The sequence below is a fragment of the Streptomyces sp. NPDC032721 genome (assembly GCF_055579625.1).
Genome location: NZ_JBVIMX010000038.1, coordinates 1 through 20,680 on the forward strand (window position 1 = coordinate 1; position 20,680 = coordinate 20,680).

At 69.7% G+C, this 20,680-nt stretch carries 19 protein-coding genes and 1 pseudogene; 7 read left to right on the forward strand and 13 right to left on the reverse strand.

What is annotated here, in order from left to right; genetic code table 11:
• The first annotated feature begins 166 nt into the window (after positions 1-166).
• From ACZ5PB_RS41520 to ACZ5PB_RS41530, 3 genes are all read left to right on the forward strand, one after another.
• Positions 167-661: a BlaI/MecI/CopY family transcriptional regulator gene (locus ACZ5PB_RS41520; protein ID WP_468698748.1), complete on the forward strand. Its 495-nt coding sequence runs from the start codon at positions 167-169 to the stop codon at positions 659-661.
• A 9-nt stretch (positions 662-670) separates the two neighbouring features.
• On the forward strand, positions 671-1,201 hold the full coding sequence (locus ACZ5PB_RS41525; protein WP_468698749.1) for an amino-acid N-acetyltransferase: 531 nt from the start codon (positions 671-673) through the stop codon (positions 1,199-1,201).
• A gap of 146 nt (positions 1,202-1,347) precedes the next feature.
• Positions 1,348-1,680, forward strand: coding sequence for a histone-like nucleoid-structuring protein Lsr2 (locus ACZ5PB_RS41530; protein WP_384356658.1), 333 nt, complete (start codon positions 1,348-1,350; stop codon positions 1,678-1,680).
• Here the strand turns inward: ACZ5PB_RS41530 and ACZ5PB_RS41535 are convergent.
• Positions 1,659-2,273 carry an SCO3374 family protein gene (locus tag ACZ5PB_RS41535; RefSeq protein ID WP_468698751.1) on the reverse strand — a complete coding sequence of 205 codons (615 nt, stop codon included), beginning with the start codon at positions 2,271-2,273 and terminating at the stop codon, positions 1,659-1,661. The genes ACZ5PB_RS41530 and ACZ5PB_RS41535 overlap by 22 nt on opposite strands.
• Before the next feature lie 431 nt (positions 2,274-2,704).
• Here ACZ5PB_RS41535 and ACZ5PB_RS41540 point away from each other — a divergent pair, with 431 nt between their 5' ends.
• The gene (locus ACZ5PB_RS41540; RefSeq protein ID WP_468698752.1) at positions 2,705-5,230 is read left to right on the forward strand and encodes an ATP-dependent Clp protease ATP-binding subunit; all 2,526 of its coding nucleotides are present in this window, start codon (positions 2,705-2,707) and stop codon (positions 5,228-5,230) included.
• A gap of 76 nt (positions 5,231-5,306) precedes the next feature.
• On the opposite strand, the gene ACZ5PB_RS41545 is transcribed toward ACZ5PB_RS41540, so the two are convergent.
• The 4 genes from ACZ5PB_RS41545 to ACZ5PB_RS41560 form a co-directional block, all read right to left on the reverse strand.
• Positions 5,307-7,874 carry an NACHT domain-containing protein gene (locus tag ACZ5PB_RS41545; RefSeq protein WP_468698753.1) on the reverse strand — a complete coding sequence of 856 codons (2,568 nt, stop codon included), beginning with the start codon at positions 7,872-7,874 and terminating at the stop codon, positions 5,307-5,309.
• Positions 7,875-7,890: 16 nt separating this feature from the next.
• Positions 7,891-8,238 carry a trypco2 family protein gene (locus ACZ5PB_RS41550; protein ID WP_468698787.1) on the reverse strand — a complete coding sequence of 116 codons (348 nt, stop codon included), beginning with the start codon at positions 8,236-8,238 and terminating at the stop codon, positions 7,891-7,893.
• A gap of 87 nt (positions 8,239-8,325) precedes the next feature.
• Positions 8,326-8,571 carry a hypothetical protein gene (locus tag ACZ5PB_RS41555; RefSeq protein ID WP_468698754.1) on the reverse strand — a complete coding sequence of 82 codons (246 nt, stop codon included), beginning with the start codon at positions 8,569-8,571 and terminating at the stop codon, positions 8,326-8,328.
• Entirely contained in the window at positions 8,568-8,918 is a 351-nt protein-coding gene (locus ACZ5PB_RS41560; RefSeq protein ID WP_468698755.1) for a hypothetical protein, read from the reverse strand. Before ACZ5PB_RS41560 ends, ACZ5PB_RS41555 begins: the two co-directional genes overlap by 4 nt.
• Positions 8,919-9,366: 448 nt before the next feature.
• Between ACZ5PB_RS41560 and ACZ5PB_RS41565 the strand changes: the two genes are divergently transcribed.
• Complete coding sequence (locus ACZ5PB_RS41565) at positions 9,367-9,927, forward strand: M23 family metallopeptidase (protein ID WP_468698757.1); 561 nt, start codon at positions 9,367-9,369, stop codon at positions 9,925-9,927.
• A gap of 21 nt (positions 9,928-9,948) precedes the next feature.
• On the opposite strand, the gene ACZ5PB_RS41570 is transcribed toward ACZ5PB_RS41565, so the two are convergent.
• On the reverse strand, positions 9,949-10,545 hold the full coding sequence (locus ACZ5PB_RS41570; protein WP_468698759.1) for a TetR/AcrR family transcriptional regulator: 597 nt from the start codon (positions 10,543-10,545) through the stop codon (positions 9,949-9,951).
• Positions 10,546-10,700: 155 nt separating this feature from the next.
• Between ACZ5PB_RS41570 and ACZ5PB_RS41575 the strand changes: the two genes are divergently transcribed.
• Positions 10,701-12,356, forward strand: coding sequence for an MDR family MFS transporter (locus tag ACZ5PB_RS41575; protein ID WP_468698788.1), 1,656 nt, complete (start codon positions 10,701-10,703; stop codon positions 12,354-12,356).
• 99 nt (positions 12,357-12,455) lie between these two features.
• On the opposite strand, the gene cseC is transcribed toward ACZ5PB_RS41575, so the two are convergent.
• From cseC to ACZ5PB_RS41605, 6 genes and pseudogenes are all read right to left on the reverse strand, one after another.
• The gene (gene cseC / locus ACZ5PB_RS41580; RefSeq protein ID WP_468698760.1) at positions 12,456-13,760 is read right to left on the reverse strand and encodes a two-component system sensor histidine kinase CseC; all 1,305 of its coding nucleotides are present in this window, start codon (positions 13,758-13,760) and stop codon (positions 12,456-12,458) included.
• Positions 13,761-13,774: 14 nt separating this feature from the next.
• A complete protein-coding gene (cseB, locus tag ACZ5PB_RS41585; protein ID WP_468698762.1) occupies positions 13,775-14,482 on the reverse strand; it encodes a two-component system response regulator CseB in 708 nt (235 codons plus the stop codon).
• A gap of 333 nt (positions 14,483-14,815) precedes the next feature.
• Positions 14,816-15,526, reverse strand: a pseudogene (locus ACZ5PB_RS41590) (hypothetical protein); the annotation flags it as partial.
• Positions 15,514-16,116 (reverse strand): SigE family RNA polymerase sigma factor, encoded by a 603-nt coding sequence (locus ACZ5PB_RS41595; protein ID WP_468698763.1) that lies wholly within the window; start codon positions 16,114-16,116, stop codon positions 15,514-15,516. The pseudogene ACZ5PB_RS41590 and the gene ACZ5PB_RS41595, both read right to left, overlap by 13 nt.
• A gap of 209 nt (positions 16,117-16,325) precedes the next feature.
• Positions 16,326-17,267, reverse strand: coding sequence for an HhH-GPD family protein (locus tag ACZ5PB_RS41600; protein ID WP_468698764.1), 942 nt, complete (start codon positions 17,265-17,267; stop codon positions 16,326-16,328).
• 67 nt (positions 17,268-17,334) lie between these two features.
• On the reverse strand, positions 17,335-17,961 hold the full coding sequence (locus tag ACZ5PB_RS41605) for a phosphatase PAP2 family protein (RefSeq protein ID WP_468698766.1): 627 nt from the start codon (positions 17,959-17,961) through the stop codon (positions 17,335-17,337).
• 200 nt (positions 17,962-18,161) lie between these two features.
• On the opposite strand from ACZ5PB_RS41605, the gene ACZ5PB_RS41610 reads away from it, so the two are divergent.
• The gene (locus ACZ5PB_RS41610) at positions 18,162-19,004 is read left to right on the forward strand and encodes a hypothetical protein (protein WP_468698768.1); all 843 of its coding nucleotides are present in this window, start codon (positions 18,162-18,164) and stop codon (positions 19,002-19,004) included.
• Between the two features lie 523 nt (positions 19,005-19,527).
• Here ACZ5PB_RS41610 and disA read toward each other — a convergent pair.
• Positions 19,528-20,667: a DNA integrity scanning diadenylate cyclase DisA gene (disA, locus tag ACZ5PB_RS41615; RefSeq protein ID WP_468698769.1), complete on the reverse strand. Its 1,140-nt coding sequence runs from the start codon at positions 20,665-20,667 to the stop codon at positions 19,528-19,530.
• Positions 20,668-20,680: the final 13 nt, after the last annotated feature.

Here is a 20,680-nt window from a genome sequence, read left to right on the forward strand (position 1 = left end):
AAACACCCCCTTTGAACGAATAGGCGGGCGGATAAGAGACACACGCCGCGACCAAAAACAGAACCCACCCCCCCCCCCTCCCCCCCCCCTCCCCCCCCCCCCCCCCCCCCCCCCGCCCCTTCTTTAATAACCGCTCATTCCGGATATCTCGCACTAAGGTGACGTCGTGCCACGCCGATTGGGAGAGCTGGAAGACGCCGTCATGACGCGCGTGTGGCAGTGGAACCGTCCGGTCACCGTCCGGGAAGTCCTCGAAGATCTCCAGAAGGACCGGTCCATCGCCTACACCACCGTCATGACCGTAATGGACAATCTCCATCAGAAGGGCTGGGTCCGCAGGGAAGTGGACGGCCGGGCCTATCGATATACCTCGGTCTCCACGCGTGCCGCCTACTCGGCCGCACTGATGAACGAAGCCTGGTCCACCAGTGACAACCCCGCCGCCGCTCTGGTCGCGTTCTTCGGCATGATGTCCGCCGAGCAGCGCGTGGCACTTCAGGACGCGATGCGGGTGGTTCGGCGGGACGACTCCGAAGAAGCGGAAGTCCCGGCCGAAGTCGAGGCCGAAGTCGAGGCCGAAGTGCCGGGCGTAGTCGAGGCCGAAGTCCCCGACGAAGCCGGTGAAGTCCCCGGTGGGGGCGAGAACGTGCCGGGACGATAGCGTCCGGGCATGGCCCCAGATCGTATTGCCGCGGCAAAAGCCATCACCGTCCGGCGGGCGCGCACCAGTGATGTGCCGTCCATCCGCGCTCTCGTGGACACGTACGCACGCAGCCGCATCCTGCTCGACAAAGCGAACGTGACGCTTTACGAGGACATCCAGGAGTTCTGGGTGGCGGAACGCGACGAGGACGCACGCGTGGTCGGCTGCGGGGCGCTGCACATCATGTGGGAAGACCTCGCCGAAGTACGCACTCTCGCGGTGGATCCCGACTTGAAGGGCTCCGGACTGGGGCACCAGGTGCTGGACAAACTCCTCCAGACCGCCCGCTGGATCGGAGTGCGCCGGGTATTCTGCCTGACCTTCGAAGTGCAGTTCTTCGCCAAGCACGGCTTCGTGGAGATCGGCGAGGCACCGGTTGACGGAGATGTCTACAGCGAGCTGCTGCGTTCCTATGACGAGGGTGTCGCGGAGTTCCTCGGTCTCGAACGAGTGAAGCCGAACACCCTGGGCAACAGCCGGATGCTTCTGCACCTCTGAAACGCCTGTAAGCGGCTGTAACCCTATGTCCGAAACGCGCACGTTTCCCGCGTTCTCGGGGTACTGAACCTGTGACAGGGGTTTGTGTTTTCCCCGGAAAAGCGGTTTCCTTTCCGCGTACTGCATTTTCGATGAAAGGAAATCCGGTGGCACAGAAGGTTCAGGTCCTTCTTGTTGACGACCTCGACGGCGTCGAGGCGAACGAGACGGTGACGTTCGCTCTGGACGGCAAGACCTATGAGATCGACCTCACCACCGCGAACGCGGAGAAGCTCCGCGGGCTGCTCGACCCGTACACGAAGAACGGCCGCCGTACCGGTGGCCGCGCGGCCGGTCGTGGCAAGGCGCGCGTTGTTTCCGGCGGCAGCCAGAACACCGCCGAGATCCGTAAGTGGGCCAAGGAGAACGGCCACGACGTGAACGACCGGGGCCGCGTACCGGCTTCCGTGCGTGAGGCCTACGAGAAGGCCAACGGCTGAGTCTGCCGCTCTTTTGACAGTGCCGTATTCACGATCAACCGGGCCCGGTGGCATTCCGTCGCCGCCGCGGCCAGCAGGCGTACGAGATCGGGGGCGGCCCGGCTGCCCCCGCGGCCGGGACCCCCGAAGCCGGTGAAAGCCGGCAGCGTCGGTTCGATGTCGTCCGCCGGTACGGGGGGCCGCAGCCAGATCGCGGCCCCACCCCCCATGTCCGCCGTGTCCGCCGTTCCTGGCGGCGCGGGAGCGACGATCAGGCTGCCGGGGCCGACCGCCCGGAGGTCCAGCGGGACGGAGCCCCACTCCAGCCACTCCAGGAGTGCGGGAACCTCCTCCGCGCTCCCCGCGGCGACCAGCAGCCGCATCCGCCGCCCCTGCAGCGCGACCGGACCCGTGGGTCCGACCCGGCGCAGCACGGCGTGCCCCGCGTCGGCGGGCAGCTCCAGTACGTCGAACCGCAGGCCGGTACGGAGCAGAACCGGTTCGCCGGGGGCGTGGACCGTGGCCCAGCCGAGTTCGTCCTCGTACCAGGAAGCCCACTGCGCGAAGCCACCGTCGGGCAGCGGCAGCCGGGCGCGGGGAACGGTGAAGGGCATGTCCGGAGAAACGTCCCGCCGCCCGCGTGGTTACGCTGCGTCGGTGGACGGATGCGCTCCGTGCGGCAATTGGGGGCGTGTGGGTGCATCCGGCGGCGCAAGGATGTTCGCCCGTAGCTGAGGGAACCGGCGTGCGCCGCATGGAGTGTCAGTCCTTACGGGTAAGACAGTCCTAGTGGGGAGGGGCGATACGCGTCCGAAGCGGTCTCACGTTCGCCATCGGCGTAGTGGCGATAGGGGTAACTGCTTGGCCTGCGGGAACATCGTCTCGCACCATCGAGTTGTGGAAGTACGTCGGCTGTTCAGGCCGGGAGGCAAGAACGGGTGTCGGCAGTTGGAATGAGCTGTCCCGCCCCGCGGGACTAGCATGCGGAAGGACAGGGAGGGGACCGACCCCTTAACTGCCCGACCGCTCTGAGGAGCGAATAACGATGTTCGAGAGGTTCACCGACCGCGCGCGGCGGGTTGTCGTCCTGGCTCAGGAAGAAGCCCGGATGCTCAACCACAACTACATCGGCACCGAGCACATCCTCCTGGGCTTGATCCACGAGGGTGAGGGTGTCGCCGCTAAGGCCCTGGAGAGCCTCGGCATTTCGCTTGAGGCGGTTCGCCAGCAGGTCGAGGAGATCATCGGGCAGGGGCAGCAGGCTCCGTCCGGTCACATTCCCTTCACCCCGCGTGCGAAGAAGGTCCTGGAGCTGTCGCTCCGAGAGGCCCTCCAGCTCGGCCACAACTACATCGGCACCGAGCACATCCTGCTCGGCCTGATTCGCGAGGGCGAGGGCGTCGCCGCCCAGGTCCTGGTGAAGCTGGGCGCCGATCTCAACCGGGTCCGGCAGCAGGTCATCCAGCTGCTCTCCGGCTACCAGGGCAAGGAGACCGCCGCTGCCGGCGGCCCTGCGGAGGGCACCCCCTCCACGTCCCTGGTGCTCGACCAGTTCGGCCGGAACCTCACCCAGGCGGCCCGCGAATCCAAGCTCGACCCGGTCATCGGGCGCGAGAAGGAGATCGAGCGGGTCATGCAGGTGCTGTCCCGCCGCACCAAGAACAACCCGGTCCTCATCGGCGAGCCCGGCGTCGGCAAGACCGCCGTCGTCGAAGGCCTGGCGCAGGCCATCGTCAAGGGCGAGGTGCCCGAGACCCTCAAGGACAAGCACCTCTACACCCTCGACCTGGGCGCGCTCGTCGCCGGTTCCCGCTACCGCGGTGACTTCGAGGAGCGGCTGAAGAAGGTCCTCAAGGAGATCCGCACCCGCGGCGACATCATCCTGTTCATCGACGAGCTGCACACGCTCGTGGGTGCGGGTGCCGCAGAGGGCGCCATCGACGCGGCTTCGATCCTGAAGCCGATGCTGGCCCGCGGTGAGCTCCAGACCATCGGTGCCACCACGCTGGACGAGTACCGCAAGCACCTGGAGAAGGACGCCGCTCTTGAGCGCCGCTTCCAGCCCATCCAGGTCGCCGAGCCGTCGCTGCCGCACACCATCGAGATCCTCAAGGGTCTGCGCGACCGGTACGAGGCCCACCACCGCGTCTCCATCACGGACGAGGCACTCGTCCAGGCGGCGACGCTGGCGGACCGCTACATCTCGGACCGCTTCCTCCCGGACAAGGCGATCGACCTGATCGACGAGGCCGGATCGCGAATGCGCATCCGCCGGATGACCGCGCCGCCGGACCTCCGTGAGTTCGACGAGAAGATCGCGAACGTCCGTCGCGACAAGGAGTCGGCCATCGACTCCCAGGACTTCGAGAAGGCAGCTTCGCTCCGCGACAAGGAGAAGCAGCTGCTGGCGGCGAAGGCCAAGCGCGAGAAGGAGTGGAAGGCCGGCGACATGGACGTCGTCGCCGAGGTCGACGGCGAGCTCATCGCCGAGGTCCTGGCGACCGCGACCGGCATCCCGGTCTTCAAGCTGACCGAGGAGGAGTCGAGCCGCCTGCTGCGCATGGAGGACGAGCTCCACAAGCGCGTCATCGGCCAGAAGGACGCCATCAAGGCGCTCTCCCAGGCGATCCGTCGTACGCGTGCCGGTCTGAAGGACCCGAAGCGTCCCGGTGGCTCGTTCATCTTCGCCGGCCCGTCCGGTGTCGGTAAGACCGAGCTGTCCAAGACGCTCGCCGAGTTCCTCTTCGGCGACGAGGACGCACTGATCTCCCTCGACATGTCGGAGTTCAGCGAGAAGCACACGGTCTCGCGCCTCTTCGGTTCGCCCCCCGGCTACGTGGGCTACGAAGAGGGCGGCCAGCTGACGGAGAAGGTGCGGCGCAAGCCGTTCTCCGTGGTCCTCTTCGACGAGGTCGAGAAGGCGCACCCGGACATCTTCAACTCCCTGCTCCAGATCCTGGAGGACGGTCGTCTGACCGACTCCCAGGGCCGGGTCGTGGACTTCAAGAACACGGTCATCATCATGACGACCAACCTGGGTACGCGGGACATCTCGAAGGGCTTCAACCTGGGCTTCGCCGCCCAGGGTGACGTCAAGACCGGGTACGAGCGGATGAAGAACAAGGTCAACGAAGAGCTCAAGCAGCACTTCCGCCCCGAGTTCCTCAACCGTGTCGACGACACGGTCGTCTTCCACCAGCTGACCGAGGAAGACATCATCCAGATCGTCGACCTCATGATCAACAAGGTGGACGAGCGCCTCAAGGACCGCGACATGGGCATCGAGCTGAGCTCGGAGGCCAAGGCGCTCCTGGCGAAGAAGGGCTACGACCCCGTGATGGGGGCCCGGCCGCTGCGCCGGACGATCCAGCGCGAGATCGAGGACATCCTCTCCGAGAAGATCCTCTTCGGTGAGCTGCGCCCCGGTCACATCGTGGTCGTCGGCACCGAGGGCGAGGGCGACGCCAAGGCGTTCACCTTCCGCGGCGAGGAGAAGGCGGCCCTGCCGGACGTCCCGCCGATCGAGTCCGCCACGGGCAACGGTGGTCCGAACATGACGAAGGACGCGTGACGCCTGGCGCGTGCGCCGAGGTGAACGTGTGAAGGGGCCGGCCCCGGAAACCCAAGGGTTTCCGGGGCCGGCCCCTTCAGCGCTGCTCGCTCTGCGCCGGCCGGTCCTGGACGGCGGCCACCCACGCGTCGAGATCGTCGTTGTCGCCGACGTCGTCGTCCGCCAGGCTTACCAGGTCGAAGAAACGGGTCAGCAGGGGCAACTGCCTCAGCTGGTCGGCGGTGTGCACGGCCAGCACGCGCGGGGCGGACGCCAGCGGGGCCAGTACGGTGCGGGCGTACTCGTCGGCGGGGAACGAGGACCAGGCGTCGGCGAGGGCCTGAGCGGTGTCCTCGTCCGCGAGCCGGGCCATCCCGGCTGCGTAGGCGAGGGCTTCCGGGCCGCCGGTCCGGCCGATCAACCGGGCCGTGCAGGGGGCCTGGGCCGCGCTCAGTTCCACGGGTGGGGGCAGCATCGGGATGACGTAGGGGCCTAGGCGGGCGAGCTGGGCGGCGTGCTCGACATTGGTCGGCGGGACCACGGTGCGCACCGAATTGCGGACGTGGCGGGCCAGGGTCTCGTCCAGCCAGGTGGCGTGCTGGGCGCACAGGGCGGTGAGGACCGGGCGCGGGACTTCGAGTGCCAGGAGGCCGGTGACCAGGCGCTGGAGTTCTCGCCGGTTGCAGTGGCCGGCCGCGAGGAGGACGACGTCCTCCCATTGCGGGTTGTCCGCGCGCGTGAGGAGTTCCGCGAGGTGATCGCCCTCGATGAATTCCTTCGCGGCCAGGAAGTCCTGGAATGTGCGGTGGGTGAATTGGAAGAAGTCGTCGGTACGTTCCTGGAGGAGCCCGGTCCGGTTCACCAGGTGGGTAAGGACGGTGTCGGAGTCGCCCTGTGCGCGGACGCGTTCCATTCCGGCGAGCGCGGGCTGGAGTTGGCGTACCGCCTGTAGACGGGTGAATTCCGTTTGGCCGCCGCGGACCTGCCAGATCGCTATCCGCTGGAGGAGCTGGGTGTGTTCCTCGACGGTCATTTCGATGCCCTCGGGACTGCCGATTCTGCGGCGCCGGTCGCGGTTGCCGAGGAGCATGTGCAGGGCGGATTGGTAGAGGGCCCAGCGGGTTTCCGGCAGGAAGCCCTGACGGGTGCGGTGAACGGCGCAGATCACCGCGCACAGGAGCGGTGTCCTGGCGAGGTCGCTGAGGGCTGGATTCTGCCGGAACTGGTGGGAGAGGTCGCGTTCCAGGTCGTCCAGTTCCTCGTGCGAGTGCGCGTCCCGGCCGCGGCGGGCCGCTTTGTGCCAGGCGGCGACAAAGGACTGGATGTCGTTGTTCCGCATGGGCAGGAGGCGCAATTCCTCGAAGTCCTCGGAGCCCAGCCAGTCCGGGGCCACGGCCAGTGGGCGGGACGTGACGATGCAGCGGTTGTCCGGGTAGCGGGCCAGCAGGTCCGCCAGCCAGGTGTGGGCGTCCTCGCGGTCGTCCATGGACACCTCGTCGAGGCCGTCCACCAGGATGAGCGCCCGGCCCGCCTTGAGCACGCGGCCCGCCCAGCCGTCGGGGGCCTCGTCGATCATCAGCCGGGACGCGGTGGGGAGTTGGGCGGGCGTGGGGAAGGTGCGGCCCTGGGCGCGGAGGGTGCGCAGGGGGACGACGAACGGCACGAGGCCGTTGAGGGCGGCGAGCCGGGGGTCGAGGGTACCGGCGGCGGCGTGCGCGGCCAGCCACCAGACCAGGGTGGTCTTGCCCGCACCGGCGTCGCCCCGCAGGAGGACGCGGGGGCGGGCGGTGAGGAGGTCGTCGATGCGCCGGGGGGCGTGGGCGGGCGCCCCCTTGTCCGCGCCCGTGCTCCTGCCCTTCGCGGCCTGCGCCTCAAGGGGCAGATAAGCGGTGTCCAGGTCCCATTCGGTGTCCTGCTTGCCGAGTTCGTCCAGGCCGAAGATCTTGGTCTTGCGGTAGGCGGCGCGCAGGGCCAGGGCGTATTCGCGTTCGTGGATGGCGTCTTTGGGATGCGCGTCGGCGATCAGTTCCAGACGGGGGGACGAGCCGAACCACTTGCCGTAGGCGCCTTTGAACCCCTCTTGGGTCACGATCCGCGACAGCGGTACGCAGGTGGCGCGCTGGTAGCCCCGCCCTGCGGGTATCGCTTTGACGATGCCGAACAGGTTGTGGCCGTAGAACACCGGGGCGCCGGAGAGGCCCGCCAGCGGGTGGGTGCTGTCGTCGGTCTCCGAGGCGGGTGGGCGGTCGAACTCGAAGACCAGGTCGCGCTGCATCAGGCCGGCCGCAGGCAGCACGGTGCCGGTGAAGTGATCGGTTTCCAGCTTCGCGCCGCCGTACCGGCTGATCTGGGGGAAACCGATGATTTCGCAGTGCGGGAAGGGATGCGAGGAGCCCAGGGCGCTCAGCCGGGTGTGGCTTTCCCACAGCGGCTTCGAGTGGTCCGGCACCAGCAGTGCGACGTCCAGGGCGGCGTCGGACCAGGCTGTGTGATAGCCGCGGGTCCCCGGGTAGCCGGGCCGCGCGACACCCGCGTACGGGCTGCTTCCCATGACATGCGCGCAGGTCAGAACGAGGTCTCGGCCGAGGAGTACCCCGGTGCCCTGACCCGCGTCCCGCAGTGTGCTCTGTACCGCGACCGCGTTCGACAGCGAGTCGGATCTCATACTGCTGCTCCGCCGCCTATTCCGCTTCGCCGAAGCCGCTCATGTCCGCCGGGCGGTAGTTCCCCACGTCCGGCGCTGCCCCCGTCGCCCGTACCTTCGGCTTCAGCGTCAGCGAGACCTTGTGGGTCTTGCCCGTCGACCGGCCCGCGTCCGCGCCCGCCTCGATCACCCACGCCTTCACCTTCGCGCCGCCCTTGAGCTCCTTGCGCAGCTCGACCGTGAACTCCATCTGGATGTCGCCGACCGTGAAGGTGATGTCCTTGCCGACCGCGCGCGCGGAGGCGGCCAGGAGTTGGTTGCGGATGGATTCGACCGCATCCGCCAGCTCGATCCCGTCGAATTCGTGCTCGGTGCCGTCGGCCATGGTGTACCCCCTGAGTGCCGCTGCGTGGCGTGAAGTGCTCACCTCTACAACGGAGTTCGAGGCCCGCGCGGTTCCCGGGAACAGGCGTTACGCGTGCACGATCCGCACCACCGTCACCACCAGCACCGCCGCGCTCACGTAATAGACCACCACCGCGCCGCCCGCCACCCCTTGGCGGCGGTCCTTCTCGCCCTTGACCTCGCGCGTCCCCTGGCCGTACGGGTCCCTGGCGAGCGCCCGCATGGAGTGCTCGAAGCGCTGGCGGAGGTCGGGGTGCATCGCGTGCCGGGCCTTCTCGGCTGCCGGGGCGTACTGGACGCGGAGGCGGCTCATGAGGCTTCCGGGCGGGGGTCGGGGCCGGTGCCGGGGCGTGGCTCGTCGGCGGAGGCGGCCACGCAGTCCGAGAAGTCGCCGGTCGCCAGGCGGGCGAAGACGGCCTCGTCCTCCTCGGCGGCGGCCGTCGGGGCGAGTGCCCAGCGGGCGAGGACTAAGGGGAGTTCGAGGGCCGGTGTCCTGGCGATCTCGGCGTCCAGGTCCGCGGCCTGCGCTGCGGTCAGGGCGGCGCGGATGGTGGGCAGCGTGGCGGGGAGGTCGACCCGGCGGCCGCTGACGACCGTGTGCCAGATGACGGCGGGATCGGACGTGCCGTCGGCGCTCTCCTGCGTACGGTCATCGCCCATCCGGTGCCCCTCCCGCCCGGCCAGCACAGCTTTCCGCCACCACGGTACGCCGACGCCCCTCATGCGGTTGAGACTTGCGCACGAGGAACGAACGGTCGAGGGGATTGGCAGGGAGTCGTCCGTACGTGTGGGAGAGGGGTGCCGGATTGACGCGCCCGCGGCCGTGTGGTCCGTCCCGTGACAAGGCGCACAGGACATATGCCCCCTACTAGGACAGGTAGTGCTTCCCGCCCGGCCTTCGGCGGGACCTCGCGGGAGCCCGCGCAGGGGCTTCCGTACCCGGGGCGCAGAAGGCCCCTCGGCCCGTCAAGGAGCGGAACTCCGGCGGCTTTCCTACGAGGAGGCGTAGTAGCGGGGCGTTTTGGGCTGCGGACGCAGAGCGGGTTAACAAGGTTGAGCAAGTCCGGCGGATCCGTCGGACCCACCCGCTTCCGGAGGTATCGCCCGTATGTTGCAGCGCTTCTCGCCCCGAGGAATCCGCACCGCGCTCGTCGTCGCCACGCTCGGCGCGACGGTCGTGGGCGGGGCCGGGAGTGCCTTCGCCGCGGAGGGCAAGCCCGTGGGCAAGGCGGCCAAGGCGGCCAAGGCCAAGCGCTGGTCGAAGCCGGTCCAGGGCTACGCACTCTCCGCCACGTACGGCAAGGGCGGCGGCATGTGGGCGCACAAGCACTCCGGCCAGGACTTCGCCGTGCCGATCGGCACCAAGGTGAAGGCCGCCGCCGCGGGCACCGTGGTCAAGGCCGGCCCGCGCGGTGGCGGCGACGGCCCGGCGTACGGCAACGCGATCGTGGTGCGGCACGCCGACCACACGTACTCCCAGTACGCCCACCTCTCGCGCATCCAGGCCAAGGTCGGCCAGAAGGTCGCCGCGGGCCAGCAAATAGCCCTCTCCGGCAACACCGGCAACTCCTCGGGCCCGCACCTGCACTTCGAGATCCGTACGACCGCGAACTACGGCTCCTCCGTCAACCCGGTCGCCTACCTCCGCTCGGTGGGCGTGACCGTCTGACCCCTGCCCCTGCCCTGCCCCTCAGCCCGCAGACTGCGGCGGCTGGGCCTGCGTGACCAGATCGACGGCGACTTCGAGGACGGCCTTCCGCTTCTCCTCGGGGTCGCCCTCGATCTCTTTCAGGGCGAACATCCCGGCGTGCATCGTGAACAGCGCGCTGATGCACCGCACCTGGTCGACCAGCGGAGCCTCGGGCTCCTTCATCACGTCGACCATCGAGATCATCCGCTCCTTGAACCCGTTGCCGACGCTCAGCTCGCGCACGGTGCCCTGGTTCTCCTGCATGAACCGGAAGAGCGGCGCCGCCTTGGTCAGCGCGTCGCTGTAGCGGGACAGCAGTTCCTTCTTGGTCTCCAGCGTGCGCGGCTGCCCCTGGGCCCACTCGATCAGCTCGTCCATCGGCCTGGTCAGGTCCGTGAAGAGGCTGATCAGGATGTCTTCCTTGGTCTTGAAGTGGTAGTAGAGCGCCGCCTTGGTGACGTCCAGCTTCTCGGCGATCTCCCGCAGCGAGGTCTTCTCGTAACCGCGTTCCGCGAACATCTCCAGCGCCACGTCCTGGATGCGCTGGCGCGTGTCGCCCCTGCGCTGCCGGCCCGTACCGCTGGTGCTGCTGCTCATCGACGTACTCCCGAGGCTCGTTCGACAAAGGGTTGTTCAACTCGACCAAACTTACTTGACGCCCGGCTAGTTAGCCATCTACCTTCCCTGAGTGTAGCCAGCTTGCCGGGCGGCAAGTAAGTAGGGAGAGGGAGCGGGAAATGGGTAAGACGGGGATGGCCGGGCCGCCGGTGCCGGGCGCGCCGCAGGCGGAGGGCAAGAAGGGCAGGAACGGCAAGGCGGAGAAGCAGCCGCGCAGTGTGCGGGTGGTGCTGCTGGCGCTCATGATCGCGATGTTGCTCGCGATGCTGGACAACATGATCATCGGCACCGCGATGCCGACCATCGTCGGTGAACTCGGCGGCCTTGAGCACCTCTCCTGGGTGGTCACCGCCTACACCCTGACCACCGCCGCCTCCACTCCCATCTGGGGCAAGCTGGGCGACCTGTACGGCCGCAAGGGCATCTTCCTCACCGCGATAGTCGTCTTCGTCCTCGGCTCCGTACTCAGCGGAATGTCCCAGGACATGGGCCAGCTGATCGGCTTCCGGGCGGTCCAGGGACTGGGCGCAGGCGGTCTGATGGTCGGCGTCATGGCGATCATCGGCGATCTGATTCCGCCGCGTGAGCGCGGCAAGTACCAGGGCATGATGGCCGGCGTGATGGCGCTCGCCATGATCGGCGGCCCGCTGGTCGGCGGTGCGCTCACCGACCACCTCGGCTGGCGCTGGTCCTTCTACATCAACGTCCCGCTGGGCGCGGTCGCCCTCGCGATGATCATTTCCGTCCTGCACCTGCCGAAGAAGGAGCGGGGCAAGGGCAAGATCGACTACCTGGGCGCCGGGCTGCTGACCGTCGGCATCACCGCGATCGTGCTGGTCACGACGTGGGGCGGCACCGAATACGCCTGGGGCTCGGGCCAGATCCTCGGTCTGATCGCCGTCGGCGTCCTCGCGATCGCGAGCTTCCTGTACGTCGAGACGAAGGCTTCGGAGCCGATCATTCCGCTGCACATCTTCCGGAACCGGAACTTCACCCTGATGTCGGTGATCGGCTTCATCGTCGGGTTCGTGATGTTCGGCGCGGTGCTCTACCTGCCGCTGTTCCAGCAGTCGGTGCAGGGCGCCTCGGCCACCAACTCCGGTCTGCTGCTGCTTCCGATGCTGCTGTCGATGATGGTCGTCTCGCTGGTCGTCGGGCGGGTCACCACCAACACCGGAAAGTACAAGATCTTTCCGATCGCGGGCGGTGCGCTGATCACGATCGGTCTCTTCCTGCTGGCGCAGATGGACATCTCGACCTCGCGGCTGACCTCCGGCATCTACATGGCGGTGCTCGGTGCGGGCATGGGCTTCCTGATGCAGATCACCATGCTGGTCGCGCAGAACAGCGTGGAGGCCAAGGACATGGGCGTCGCCTCGTCCTCCACCACGCTCTTCAGGACGCTGGGCTCCTCGTTCGGCGTCTCGGTGATGGGCGCCCTGTTCACGGCGCGGGTCGCCGACGAGATGGCGGCCAGGGGCGCCCCGTCCGGGGGCATGCCGAAGGGAGCGGCGGTGAGCGCGGAGGCGCTGGCGAAGCTGCCGGAGGAGATGCGCGAGATGGTGCAGTACGCGGTCGCGGCGGGCACGCACGGGGCGTTCCTGCTGGGCGCGGGGGTCGCGGTGGTGGCCTTCGTGGCGGCGTTCTTCGTCAAGGAGGTCATGCTGAAGGGCGCGGGACCGAAGGACGCGGCACCGGCTGCGGAGTCGGGCGGGCCGGAGTCGGGCGGTTCGGAGTCGGTGTCGGCGCCGTCGGACTCGGCGCGGGAGAGCGTCCCGGCCAAGGCGTAACGCGCCAGGCGTCAGCCGTCAGCCGCCGGCTGTACGAGGAAGGGCCCCCGGGACGCGCGTCTCGGGGGCCCTTCCTCGTACACCGTGCTGCCCCTACCCCTACCTCCGCCGTGGCGGCAGGTCCGCGAGGTTGACGATGGGGAAGCTGCCGGTGGCGGTCGGGGCGTGCTCCGGGAGCCAGAGGACCGCGATCGCGCCGCCGTCCTGCTGGGCGTTGCGGAACGTGAGCCGCGCGCCGAGCACCTTCGCCTGGCCGGAGGCGATGGTCAGGCCGAGGCCGTGCCCGTGCCCCGCGCGGTCCGTGGAGCCGGTGCGGAACCGGCTCGGCCCCTCGCGGAGCAGGTCGGCGGGGAAGCCCTTGCCGTGGTCGCGGATCCGGACGACCCGCCCCTCGACCGTCACCTCGAAGGGCGGCGCACCGTGCTTGGCCGCGTTGCCCAGGAGGTTGCCGATGATGCGTTCCAGCCGGCGCGGGTCGGTGTTCACGTAGCTCTCGTGGACGACCCGTACGACCGCGTCGGGGTAGAGCGAGGTGACCCGGCGCGAGACGAACTCGCCCAGCGCGATCTCCTGCATCTCCGCCCGCTCCGCCGCACTGTCGAGGCGCGCGACCTCCAGGACGTCCTCGACGAGCGTGCGCAGCGCCTGCGCCCGGTCCCGGACCAGCTCGGTGGGGCGGCCTGGCGGCAGCAGCTCGGCGGCGGTGAGCAGGCCGGTGACCGGAGTGCGCAGCTCGTGCGCGATGTCCGCGGTGACCCGCCGCTCCGCCTCCACCCGCTCCTGGAGCGCGTCGGTCAGCGCGTCCACCGCACTGGCGAGCTCGTCCGTCTCGTCCCGTACGAAACCGCCGATCGAGTCCCGCACCCGTACGTCCGAATGCCCGTGCGCCAGATCCGTCGCCGCGGTCGCGGCCTTGCGCAGCCGGCGCGAGATCGAGCCGCCGATCAGGATGCCGAGCGCGCAGCCCCCGAAGACGACACACACCGAACCGATCAGCAGCCCCCGGTCGAGGTCCGCGACCACGGCGGCGTTGCCGGGGAAACGGGTGTGCAGGGAGAGGATGTCGTTGCCGGGGTAGGGCACCGCGGCCCACACCTCGGGCACCCCGTCCGCGTCCTCCCGGACATGCGTCGCCCGCCGCCCGTGCGCCAGCTTGGCGCGCAGCTCGGCGGGCAGGTCGGGGTCGTTGAGCTTGGAGCCGACCTTGGGGTCGCGCGAGGACTCGTACAGCCGCTGGGCGAACTGCAACCGGTCCAGCTGCAGGTCACGGGCGTTGTCGAGCATGGAGACCCGGGCCGAGTTGTGCACCACCAGGCTGAGGGCGACCGCGATGAGGGTACTGACCGCGGCGATGGCGACACTGATCTTCCAGCGGATGCCGGTGCGCAGGACGAAGCGCTTCATGACGCGGACGAGCCTCAGGCCTTCAGTTTGTAGCCGAAGCCGCGGACCGTCTCGATCCGGTCCTGGCCGATCTTCGTACGCAGCCGCTGTACGTGGACGTCGACGACCCGGGTGTCGCCGCCCCAGCCGTAGTCCCACACCCGCTCCAGGAGCCGGTCGCGGGAGAGCACCGTGCCGGGCGCCGCGGAGAACTCCAGCAGCAGCCGCATCTCGGTGGGCGTCAGCGCGACCGGCTCGCCGGCCTTGCGGACCTCCATGCCCTCGGTGTCGACCTCCAGCTCGCCGAAGGTCAGCACGCCGCCCTCACCGGCGCCGTGCACCGGCTCCGGACCGCCGGCCGAACCGCCCGAGGCGTGGCCGAAGCGGCGCAGCACCGCCCGGATCCGGGCGACCAGCACCGAGCCGTCGAACGGCTTCGTGACGTAGTCGTCGGCCCCCGCCTCCAGACCGAGGACGACGTCGATGGAGTCGGCGCGCGCGGAGAGCATGATCACCGGGACGGTGGACTCGTCACGGATGCGACGGCACAGACTGACCCCGTCCATCCCCGGCAGCATCACGTCGAGCAGCGCGATGTCCGGCTGCTGCGCGCGGAACGCCTCCAGGCCGGACAGGCCGTCCGGCATCGCGGTCACGGTGAATCCGTCCCGCTCCAGCGCCAGCTGGGTAGCCTCGCGGATCACGTCGTCGTCCTCGACGAACAGAACGTGTGTATCAGCCATGGTGCGCTGCTCTCTCGCTGGTCTCTCGCTGCTCTGTCGCTGGTGCGGTGCTGTGCGGTGCTGTCCGGTGTGGTGCGTGGTGGGGGGCCGGGATCCGGAAGGGGGCGGTCGGTGCCCGGCTCAGCCGCCGGTCCGCGTACCCGGTCCGTCCACCGGGTCCGGTGGTGCCGCGCTCGGCGTGGCGGAGACGGTGCCGCCGGGGGACCGTGAGGGCTCCGAGGTCCTCGTCCTCTGGACTCCCTCGGCTCTCTCGGCCTTCTCGGCCTTCTCGGCGGCCTCCTTCTTGCGCCGCTCCGCCTCCTGCTTCTCCGTGCCCTGCTCCCCGCCGTGGTCCTCGCCGCCGCCGACGGCCTTGCTGTAGCTGTTCTCGACCCGGTCGTGCTCGGTGAACTTCTCCCCGGACCAGCGGTACGTCACCACCACCTCGCCGGACGGGAACGCCACCGGGTCACCCGTCTTGTACTGCGGACGCGTCACCACCAGGTCTCCCCGGTCGATCTCCGCGTACACCGCGGGTTCCTCGGCCACGAACACGTTCGTGTAGCGCCCATTGTCCTCGCGGAACACATAGGAGCCGATTCCGACCGCGTCACCGCAGGTCATCACGTTGACCACGACATCGTCGGTGCCGTTGGCGGTGACCCTGCCGTACGACGCGTCGACCGGGAATATGTCCTTCACACAGGGCTTGAGGTCCTGCTTGACAGTCTCGCTGACCTTGGGGTCGTTCTTCAGGAGCTCGACGGGGTCGATCCGGTCGGCGGGCGTCGCGCTCGGCGCGGACGTGGCGGACGACGGCTGCGGGGGGACCTTCGCGGCGACCGGGTCGGAGCGGGCCGGGCCCTCGTCCCGCGTGCCGGTGCCGCCCGTACCGCAGGAGACCGCGAACAGGCCGACGGCGGCGAGCCCGGCCACCGCCGTGGTGCTCACCGCCATGAAACCCCGCTGGGACCGGTACCCGGACCTGCCGCCGAGGCGGCCGCCCGGGCTGTCCCCGGACCCGCCGCCGTCCTCGACGTCGCTTTCGCTGCCTAGGCCGCGCACCGCTCCTGCCCCCGTTCGCCCCGCACTCCGCCACGCATGTCACCACGGCCATGACCACTGCTGACCCGGCCGTCACCCCGCTCCAGGGCCCGGAAGTCCAGGTCCCGGCTCTCCAGCTCCTGACGCAGCCGCGCCAGCGCACGGTGCAAGGTGCTCTTGACCGTACCGGCAGACATGCCCAGCGCGGCAGCGGTCTCCTCGGTGCTCATCTGCTCCCAGTGCCGCAATACGACCACGCTGCGCTGCTTCGGCGCCAGCACTCCGAGGATGTCCATCAGCAGGGCGCGGTCCGCGCGCTGCTCCGAGCCGTCCTCGACCCGTGCGTCGGGCAGCTGCTCGGTGGGCACCTCGTCCAGCTTGCGGGCCCGCCACCACTCCGTACGCGTGTTGATCATGACACGGCGCAGGTAGGCGTCGGCGAGGGACTTGTCCTCGATGCCGTCCCAGCGCCCGTACGTACGGGCGAGGGCGGTCTGCAGCAGGTCCTGTGCGTCCACCGGGTCCGGAACGAGTCGGCGGGCACTGCGCAGCAGCGCCTCCTGCCGCGTGCGTACGTACTCCTCGAATCCGAGCACCTCGCCGTGCGCCATTCGAACCGCCTCCGTCCCGTCCCACGTGACCAGCTGTCGTTGCCAGCTGCGTATCCCCTGTGCTCATGAAGCTACGGAGGGGTTGTCACGGGGTTGTGCGGGCCAGCGCTCGGAGGACGCACGGCTGTCCATCGGTTGTGTAACGAACAATTCGCGTAAGGAGGTTTAAGCAGCCGAAGTACGTGGTTCGGGTGACCGCCATCGGCCGGTCAGCTGTGCGGCAGCCGGTACGTACCGCCCTCCAGCGGCTCCACGAGACCGTCCGAGACCAGCCCGTCCAATGCCCGCGCCCGCTGCACCGGCTCGTGCCACACCGAATCAAGTACCGCCTGCGGTACGGGAGTCGTGGCCTCGCGCAGCACGGCGAGCAGCCGGCCGCGCACCTGGCGGTCGGTACCGGCGTACGTCTGGGTGCGCCGGGCGGGACCCTCGTGCGGGGGCTTGCCCGCCCGCAGCCAGGCGCACTGCGCGGCGACCGGACAGCGCCCGCACTCCGGGTTCTTCGCGGTGCAGACCAGCGCGCCGAGCTCCATCGAGGAGGCCGCCCAGCGGGCCGCCGTCGGGACGTCCTCGGGGAGCAGCGCCCGGGCCAGCTTGCGCTCGGCGGCGGTGGTCGCGTTCGGCGGGTACTCGACGCCGGTCACCGCGCGGGCGATCACCCGTCGCACGTTCGTGTCGAGGACGGCGTGCCGTTGCCCGTACGCGAAGGACGCGACGGCGGCGGCCGTGTACTCGCCGATCCCGGGCAGCGCGAGGAGCTGCGAGTGCTCCCTGGGTACGTCGCCGCCGTGCCGCTCCGTTATGGCGGTGGCAGCGCCGTGCAGCCGCAGCGCACGGCGCGGGTAGCCGAGCCGGCCCCAGGCGCGGACGGCCTCGCCGGAGGGTTCGGCGGCCAGGTCGGCGGGGCGGGGCCAGCGGGCCATCCACTGCTCGTACACCGGCAGCACCCGGCTGACCGGCGTCTGCTGGAGCATGAACTCGCTGACCATCACGCCCCACGGGCCCGCTTCGGGGTGCCGCCAGGGCAGGTCGCGGGCGTGGCCTTCGAACCAGGCGTTGACGTGGGGGTGCAGGACGGGCAGCGCGGCGGCGGAGTGACCGGTCTCGTTCTCGGATGCGGTCTCGGGGGTGAACTCAGTGGTCGCAGTCATGGCACTTCCGATCCTGGCACGAAACGGAGTGCGGACGTCGGACGGCCGAGGCGGGACACGGGCGCGGTCATGTCAGGCTCCGGGTGCGACGGGTGGTGCCGGGACCGGCGAACCACAGGAACAGCCCTATGCTGCTGGCCCGCATCCACATGATCGCGCCCTGGGCGAGCCGCGCCGATCCCCACACCAGCAGCCCCGCGCCGATCGCACCCACCAGCAGGCCGACGCCGACGTCGTGCGGGTAGTGGACGCCGACGAAGACCCGGGACAGTGCCATCAGCACGGCCATCGGCGCGACGAACACCGCGAGCCGGGGCCAGGCCAGGATCAGCCCGACGGCGGCGGCGCCCGCGATGGTGGAGTGGTTGCTCGGGAACGACCAGTCGCCGACGGCCGGGCACTCGATCAGTGGCCGGGCGGCCCGGGCGACGGCCCGGCACGGCCGGTCCTCGTTGATGAACGACTTGGAGACCTCGCTCACCACGTACATCACCCCGGTCGCCAGCGGCGCCAGCACGGCGACCGCCACGGCCGCGGCACTGTCGCCGCGCGCCCGCCACCACACGACCAGGAACAGGCCCGCGAAGATCAGCAGCCCCAGCTCCGTCCATATCTCGGCCAGGTACTGGAACCAGCCGGGTGTGGAGTGCGCGAAGTTGAGGATGGCGCGGTAGAGCGCGCTGCTGCTTTCCATGAACACAGACCGTACGGAAAGTGGGGTCGGCACACACAATCGGCGAACGTAGGGTGCCGCCCCTGACGAAAGTAAGGGGTGCCGGGTGGGCGGCGGCGGGGCGGTGCCGAGGCCGTGCCGGAATGATGATCGGCAAAAGTTGTCGTGACGGCGGCGGGTGGGGCAGGAGTTGGGCCGCGTTCTCTCGTAGAGTTCGGGCCGTGGGATCTCTGCGTAATCCAGTCGGCCCCCTTCCCTCCTCCATTTACTGGCGACGGAGGGCCGTTGGGCTGTCCTTGCTGGTGCTGATGGTGGTGCTGGTGCTCTGGGCCGTGCTCTCCGGCGGGGGAGCCGGCGACAACAACGGCAAGGGCAAGGGCGGCCCCTCGCCCGCCGCTTCGATCACCCCCGGCCCGTCGGGCACGGGCCCGGTGGTCCCGGGCGAACCCGGCGGCCGCGACGAGCCGGGCGGCGAGGACAGCGGAGGCGCGGACAACGGCGGTACGGGCGGCGGGAGTACGGACGCCGGGGGTGCGGACGGGTCGTCGGCGGGGTCTTCGGCGGGTTCGTCGTCCGGCTCGGGCGGAGGCACAGGCGGCGCCGGTGGCGCCGGTGGCGCCGGTGGCTCGGGCGGTGGCGCGGGGCAGCAGGTTCCGGCGAACTCGCCGCTGCCCAACTGCGCACCCGGCAAGGTGGAGTTGACGATCCGCACGGTCAAGAACAACGTCGAGGTCGACGAGAAGCCCAAGTTCGAGATCATCGCGAAGAACACCTCGGCGGCGGCCTGCAAGATGGACTTCGGCCCGGACGCGGCCACCGTGAAGATCAAGAACACCGAGGGCGAAACGGTCTGGTCCTCCAAGGACTGCCCCGAGGGCGCCCGCTCGGTGCTGCTCCAGGTCCCGGCGAAGACGGCGGTGACGCGGGTGGTGGAGTGGGACAGGAAGCGGAGCGACGCGGCGAGGTGTGAGGCGCCGGTGGGGGGGCAGGTCGAGCCGGGGACGTATGTGGTGGAGCTGGCCGGAGCGAAGGTTCCGGCGTCGGTCTACCTGAAGAAGGACTGACCTGGAGACGGGGGTCCGCTGCGCGGGGCTCTCCCCTTCCCGCCCCTTCCCGAACTGGGGCTCCGCCCCAGGCCCCGGCCCGTGCGGGCGAGTGGGTGGGTGGTCAGGTGGCGGGCCCGGCCACGGCCGGTGGTCAAGGTGCGGGTGTGTGCGTGGCTGGCCGCGCAGTTCCCCGCGCCCCTGGATGCCTGGGGGCGCGGGGAACTGCGCGAGCAACCACACTCGACCCGCTGCTAACAACCCCTGGCCCCGCGGAGCGGTTTAGGTGAAGGGGTGGGGAGGGGCATCCGCCCGCCGCAGGCGCGACGCCGCTGAACGCTTCGAGCGCCACGCGGCGGCAGCCGCAAATCCAGCGCAGCGGGAAGGGGCGGGGAGGGGCGCCTGCGCGTCCGCCGCAGGCGCGACACCGCCGAACGCTTTGGGTGCCGCGCGGCGGCAGCCGTGAATCCAGCACGGTGGAAAGGGGCGGAGAGGGGTGCCCGCCGCCCGCCGCAGGCGCGGCACCGTTCGGTCTGCGTGGGGGTCAGACGTAGCGTTCCAGGATGGACGATTCCGCCAGTCTCGACAGGCCCTCGCGGACCGACCTCGCCCTCGCCTCACCGACCCCGTCCACCGTCTGCAAGTCATCCACACTCGCCGCCAGCAGCTTCTGCAGACCACCGAAGTGCTCCACCAGCCGCTCGATGATCGCCCCCGGCAGCCGGGGAACCTTCGCCAGCAGCCGGTAGCCGCGCGGGGACACCGCCGAGTCCAGCGTCTCCGGGGAGCCGCTGTAGCCCAACGCCCTCGCCACTATCGGGAGTTCGAGCAGCTCGCTGTGCGTCAGCGCGTCCAGTTCGGTGAGGGCCTCGCTGACCGTCCGCGAGCGCTTCGCCGTCGGCTCCGGGACGTAGTCCCGTACGACCAGTTCCCGTTCCGGCTCGACGCCGGCGATCAGCTCGTCCAGCTGGAGGGAAAGCAGGCGGCCGTCGGTGCCCAACTCGACCACGTACTCCGCGATCTCCGTCGCGATCCGGCGGACCATCTCCAGCCGCTGCGCCACCGCCGTGACGTCGCGGACCGTCACCAGGTCCTCGATCTCCAGGGCGGAGAGGGTGCCCGCCACCTCGTCGAGGCGGAGCTTGTAGCGCTCCAGGGTGGCCAGCGCCTGGTTGGCGCGGGAGAGGATCGCGGCCGACTCCTCCAGGACGCGGCGTTCGCCGTTCACGTACAGGGCGATCAGACGCATCGACTGGGAGACCGAGACGACGGGGAAGTTGCACTGCTTGGAGACCCGGTCCGCCGTGCGGTGGCGGGTGCCCGTCTCCTCCGTCGGGATGGACGCGTCCGGGACGAGCTGTACGCCCGCCCGCAGGATCTTCGTCATGTCCTTGTCGAGGATCAGCGCGCCGTCCAGCTTGCACAGCTCGCGCAGGCGGGTCGCGGTGAACTCGACGTCGAGGACGAAACCGCCGGTGCACATCGACTCGACGGTCTTGTCCATGCCGAGGACGATCAGCCCGCCGGTGTTGCCGCGCAGGATGCGCTCCAGGCCGTCGCGCAGCCCCATGCCGGGGGCGACGGCGCTCAGCGAGGCGCGGATCTGGGCCTCGTTGCCAGAGCCGGAGTTGCTGGAGCCTCCGCCGGACTTTCCGGGTGTTGAGGCCCGGTCGTTGGCTGCCACTGCACTCCTCCGG

What these genes read in the sequence shown, in the direction of transcription:
- ACZ5PB_RS41540 (WP_468698752.1), top strand. Translation starts at nt 2,705, where the DNA reads ATGTTCGAGAGGTTCACCGACCGCGCGCGGCGGGTTGTCGTCCTGGCT.
- ACZ5PB_RS41545 (WP_468698753.1), bottom strand. Translation starts at nt 7,874, where the DNA reads ATGAGATCCGACTCGCTGTCGAACGCGGTCGCGGTACAGAGCACACTG.
- ACZ5PB_RS41570 (WP_468698759.1), bottom strand. Translation starts at nt 10,545, where the DNA reads ATGAGCAGCAGCACCAGCGGTACGGGCCGGCAGCGCAGGGGCGACACG.
- ACZ5PB_RS41560 (WP_468698755.1), bottom strand. Translation starts at nt 8,918, where the DNA reads ATGGGCGATGACCGTACGCAGGAGAGCGCCGACGGCACGTCCGATCCC.
- ACZ5PB_RS41600 (WP_468698764.1), bottom strand. Translation starts at nt 17,267, where the DNA reads ATGACTGCGACCACTGAGTTCACCCCCGAGACCGCATCCGAGAACGAG.
- ACZ5PB_RS41605 (WP_468698766.1), bottom strand. Translation starts at nt 17,961, where the DNA reads ATGGAAAGCAGCAGCGCGCTCTACCGCGCCATCCTCAACTTCGCGCAC.
- ACZ5PB_RS41565 (WP_468698757.1), top strand. Translation starts at nt 9,367, where the DNA reads ATGTTGCAGCGCTTCTCGCCCCGAGGAATCCGCACCGCGCTCGTCGTC.
- ACZ5PB_RS41595 (WP_468698763.1), bottom strand. Translation starts at nt 16,116, where the DNA reads ATGGCGCACGGCGAGGTGCTCGGATTCGAGGAGTACGTACGCACGCGG.
- cseC (WP_468698760.1), bottom strand. Translation starts at nt 13,760, where the DNA reads ATGAAGCGCTTCGTCCTGCGCACCGGCATCCGCTGGAAGATCAGTGTC.
- ACZ5PB_RS41525 (WP_468698749.1), top strand. Translation starts at nt 671, where the DNA reads ATGGCCCCAGATCGTATTGCCGCGGCAAAAGCCATCACCGTCCGGCGG.
- ACZ5PB_RS41535 (WP_468698751.1), bottom strand. Translation starts at nt 2,273, where the DNA reads ATGCCCTTCACCGTTCCCCGCGCCCGGCTGCCGCTGCCCGACGGTGGC.
- ACZ5PB_RS41575 (WP_468698788.1), top strand. Translation starts at nt 10,701, where the DNA reads ATGGCCGGGCCGCCGGTGCCGGGCGCGCCGCAGGCGGAGGGCAAGAAG.
- cseB (WP_468698762.1), bottom strand. Translation starts at nt 14,482, where the DNA reads ATGGCTGATACACACGTTCTGTTCGTCGAGGACGACGACGTGATCCGC.
- ACZ5PB_RS41550 (WP_468698787.1), bottom strand. Translation starts at nt 8,238, where the DNA reads ATGGCCGACGGCACCGAGCACGAATTCGACGGGATCGAGCTGGCGGAT.
- ACZ5PB_RS41555 (WP_468698754.1), bottom strand. Translation starts at nt 8,571, where the DNA reads ATGAGCCGCCTCCGCGTCCAGTACGCCCCGGCAGCCGAGAAGGCCCGG.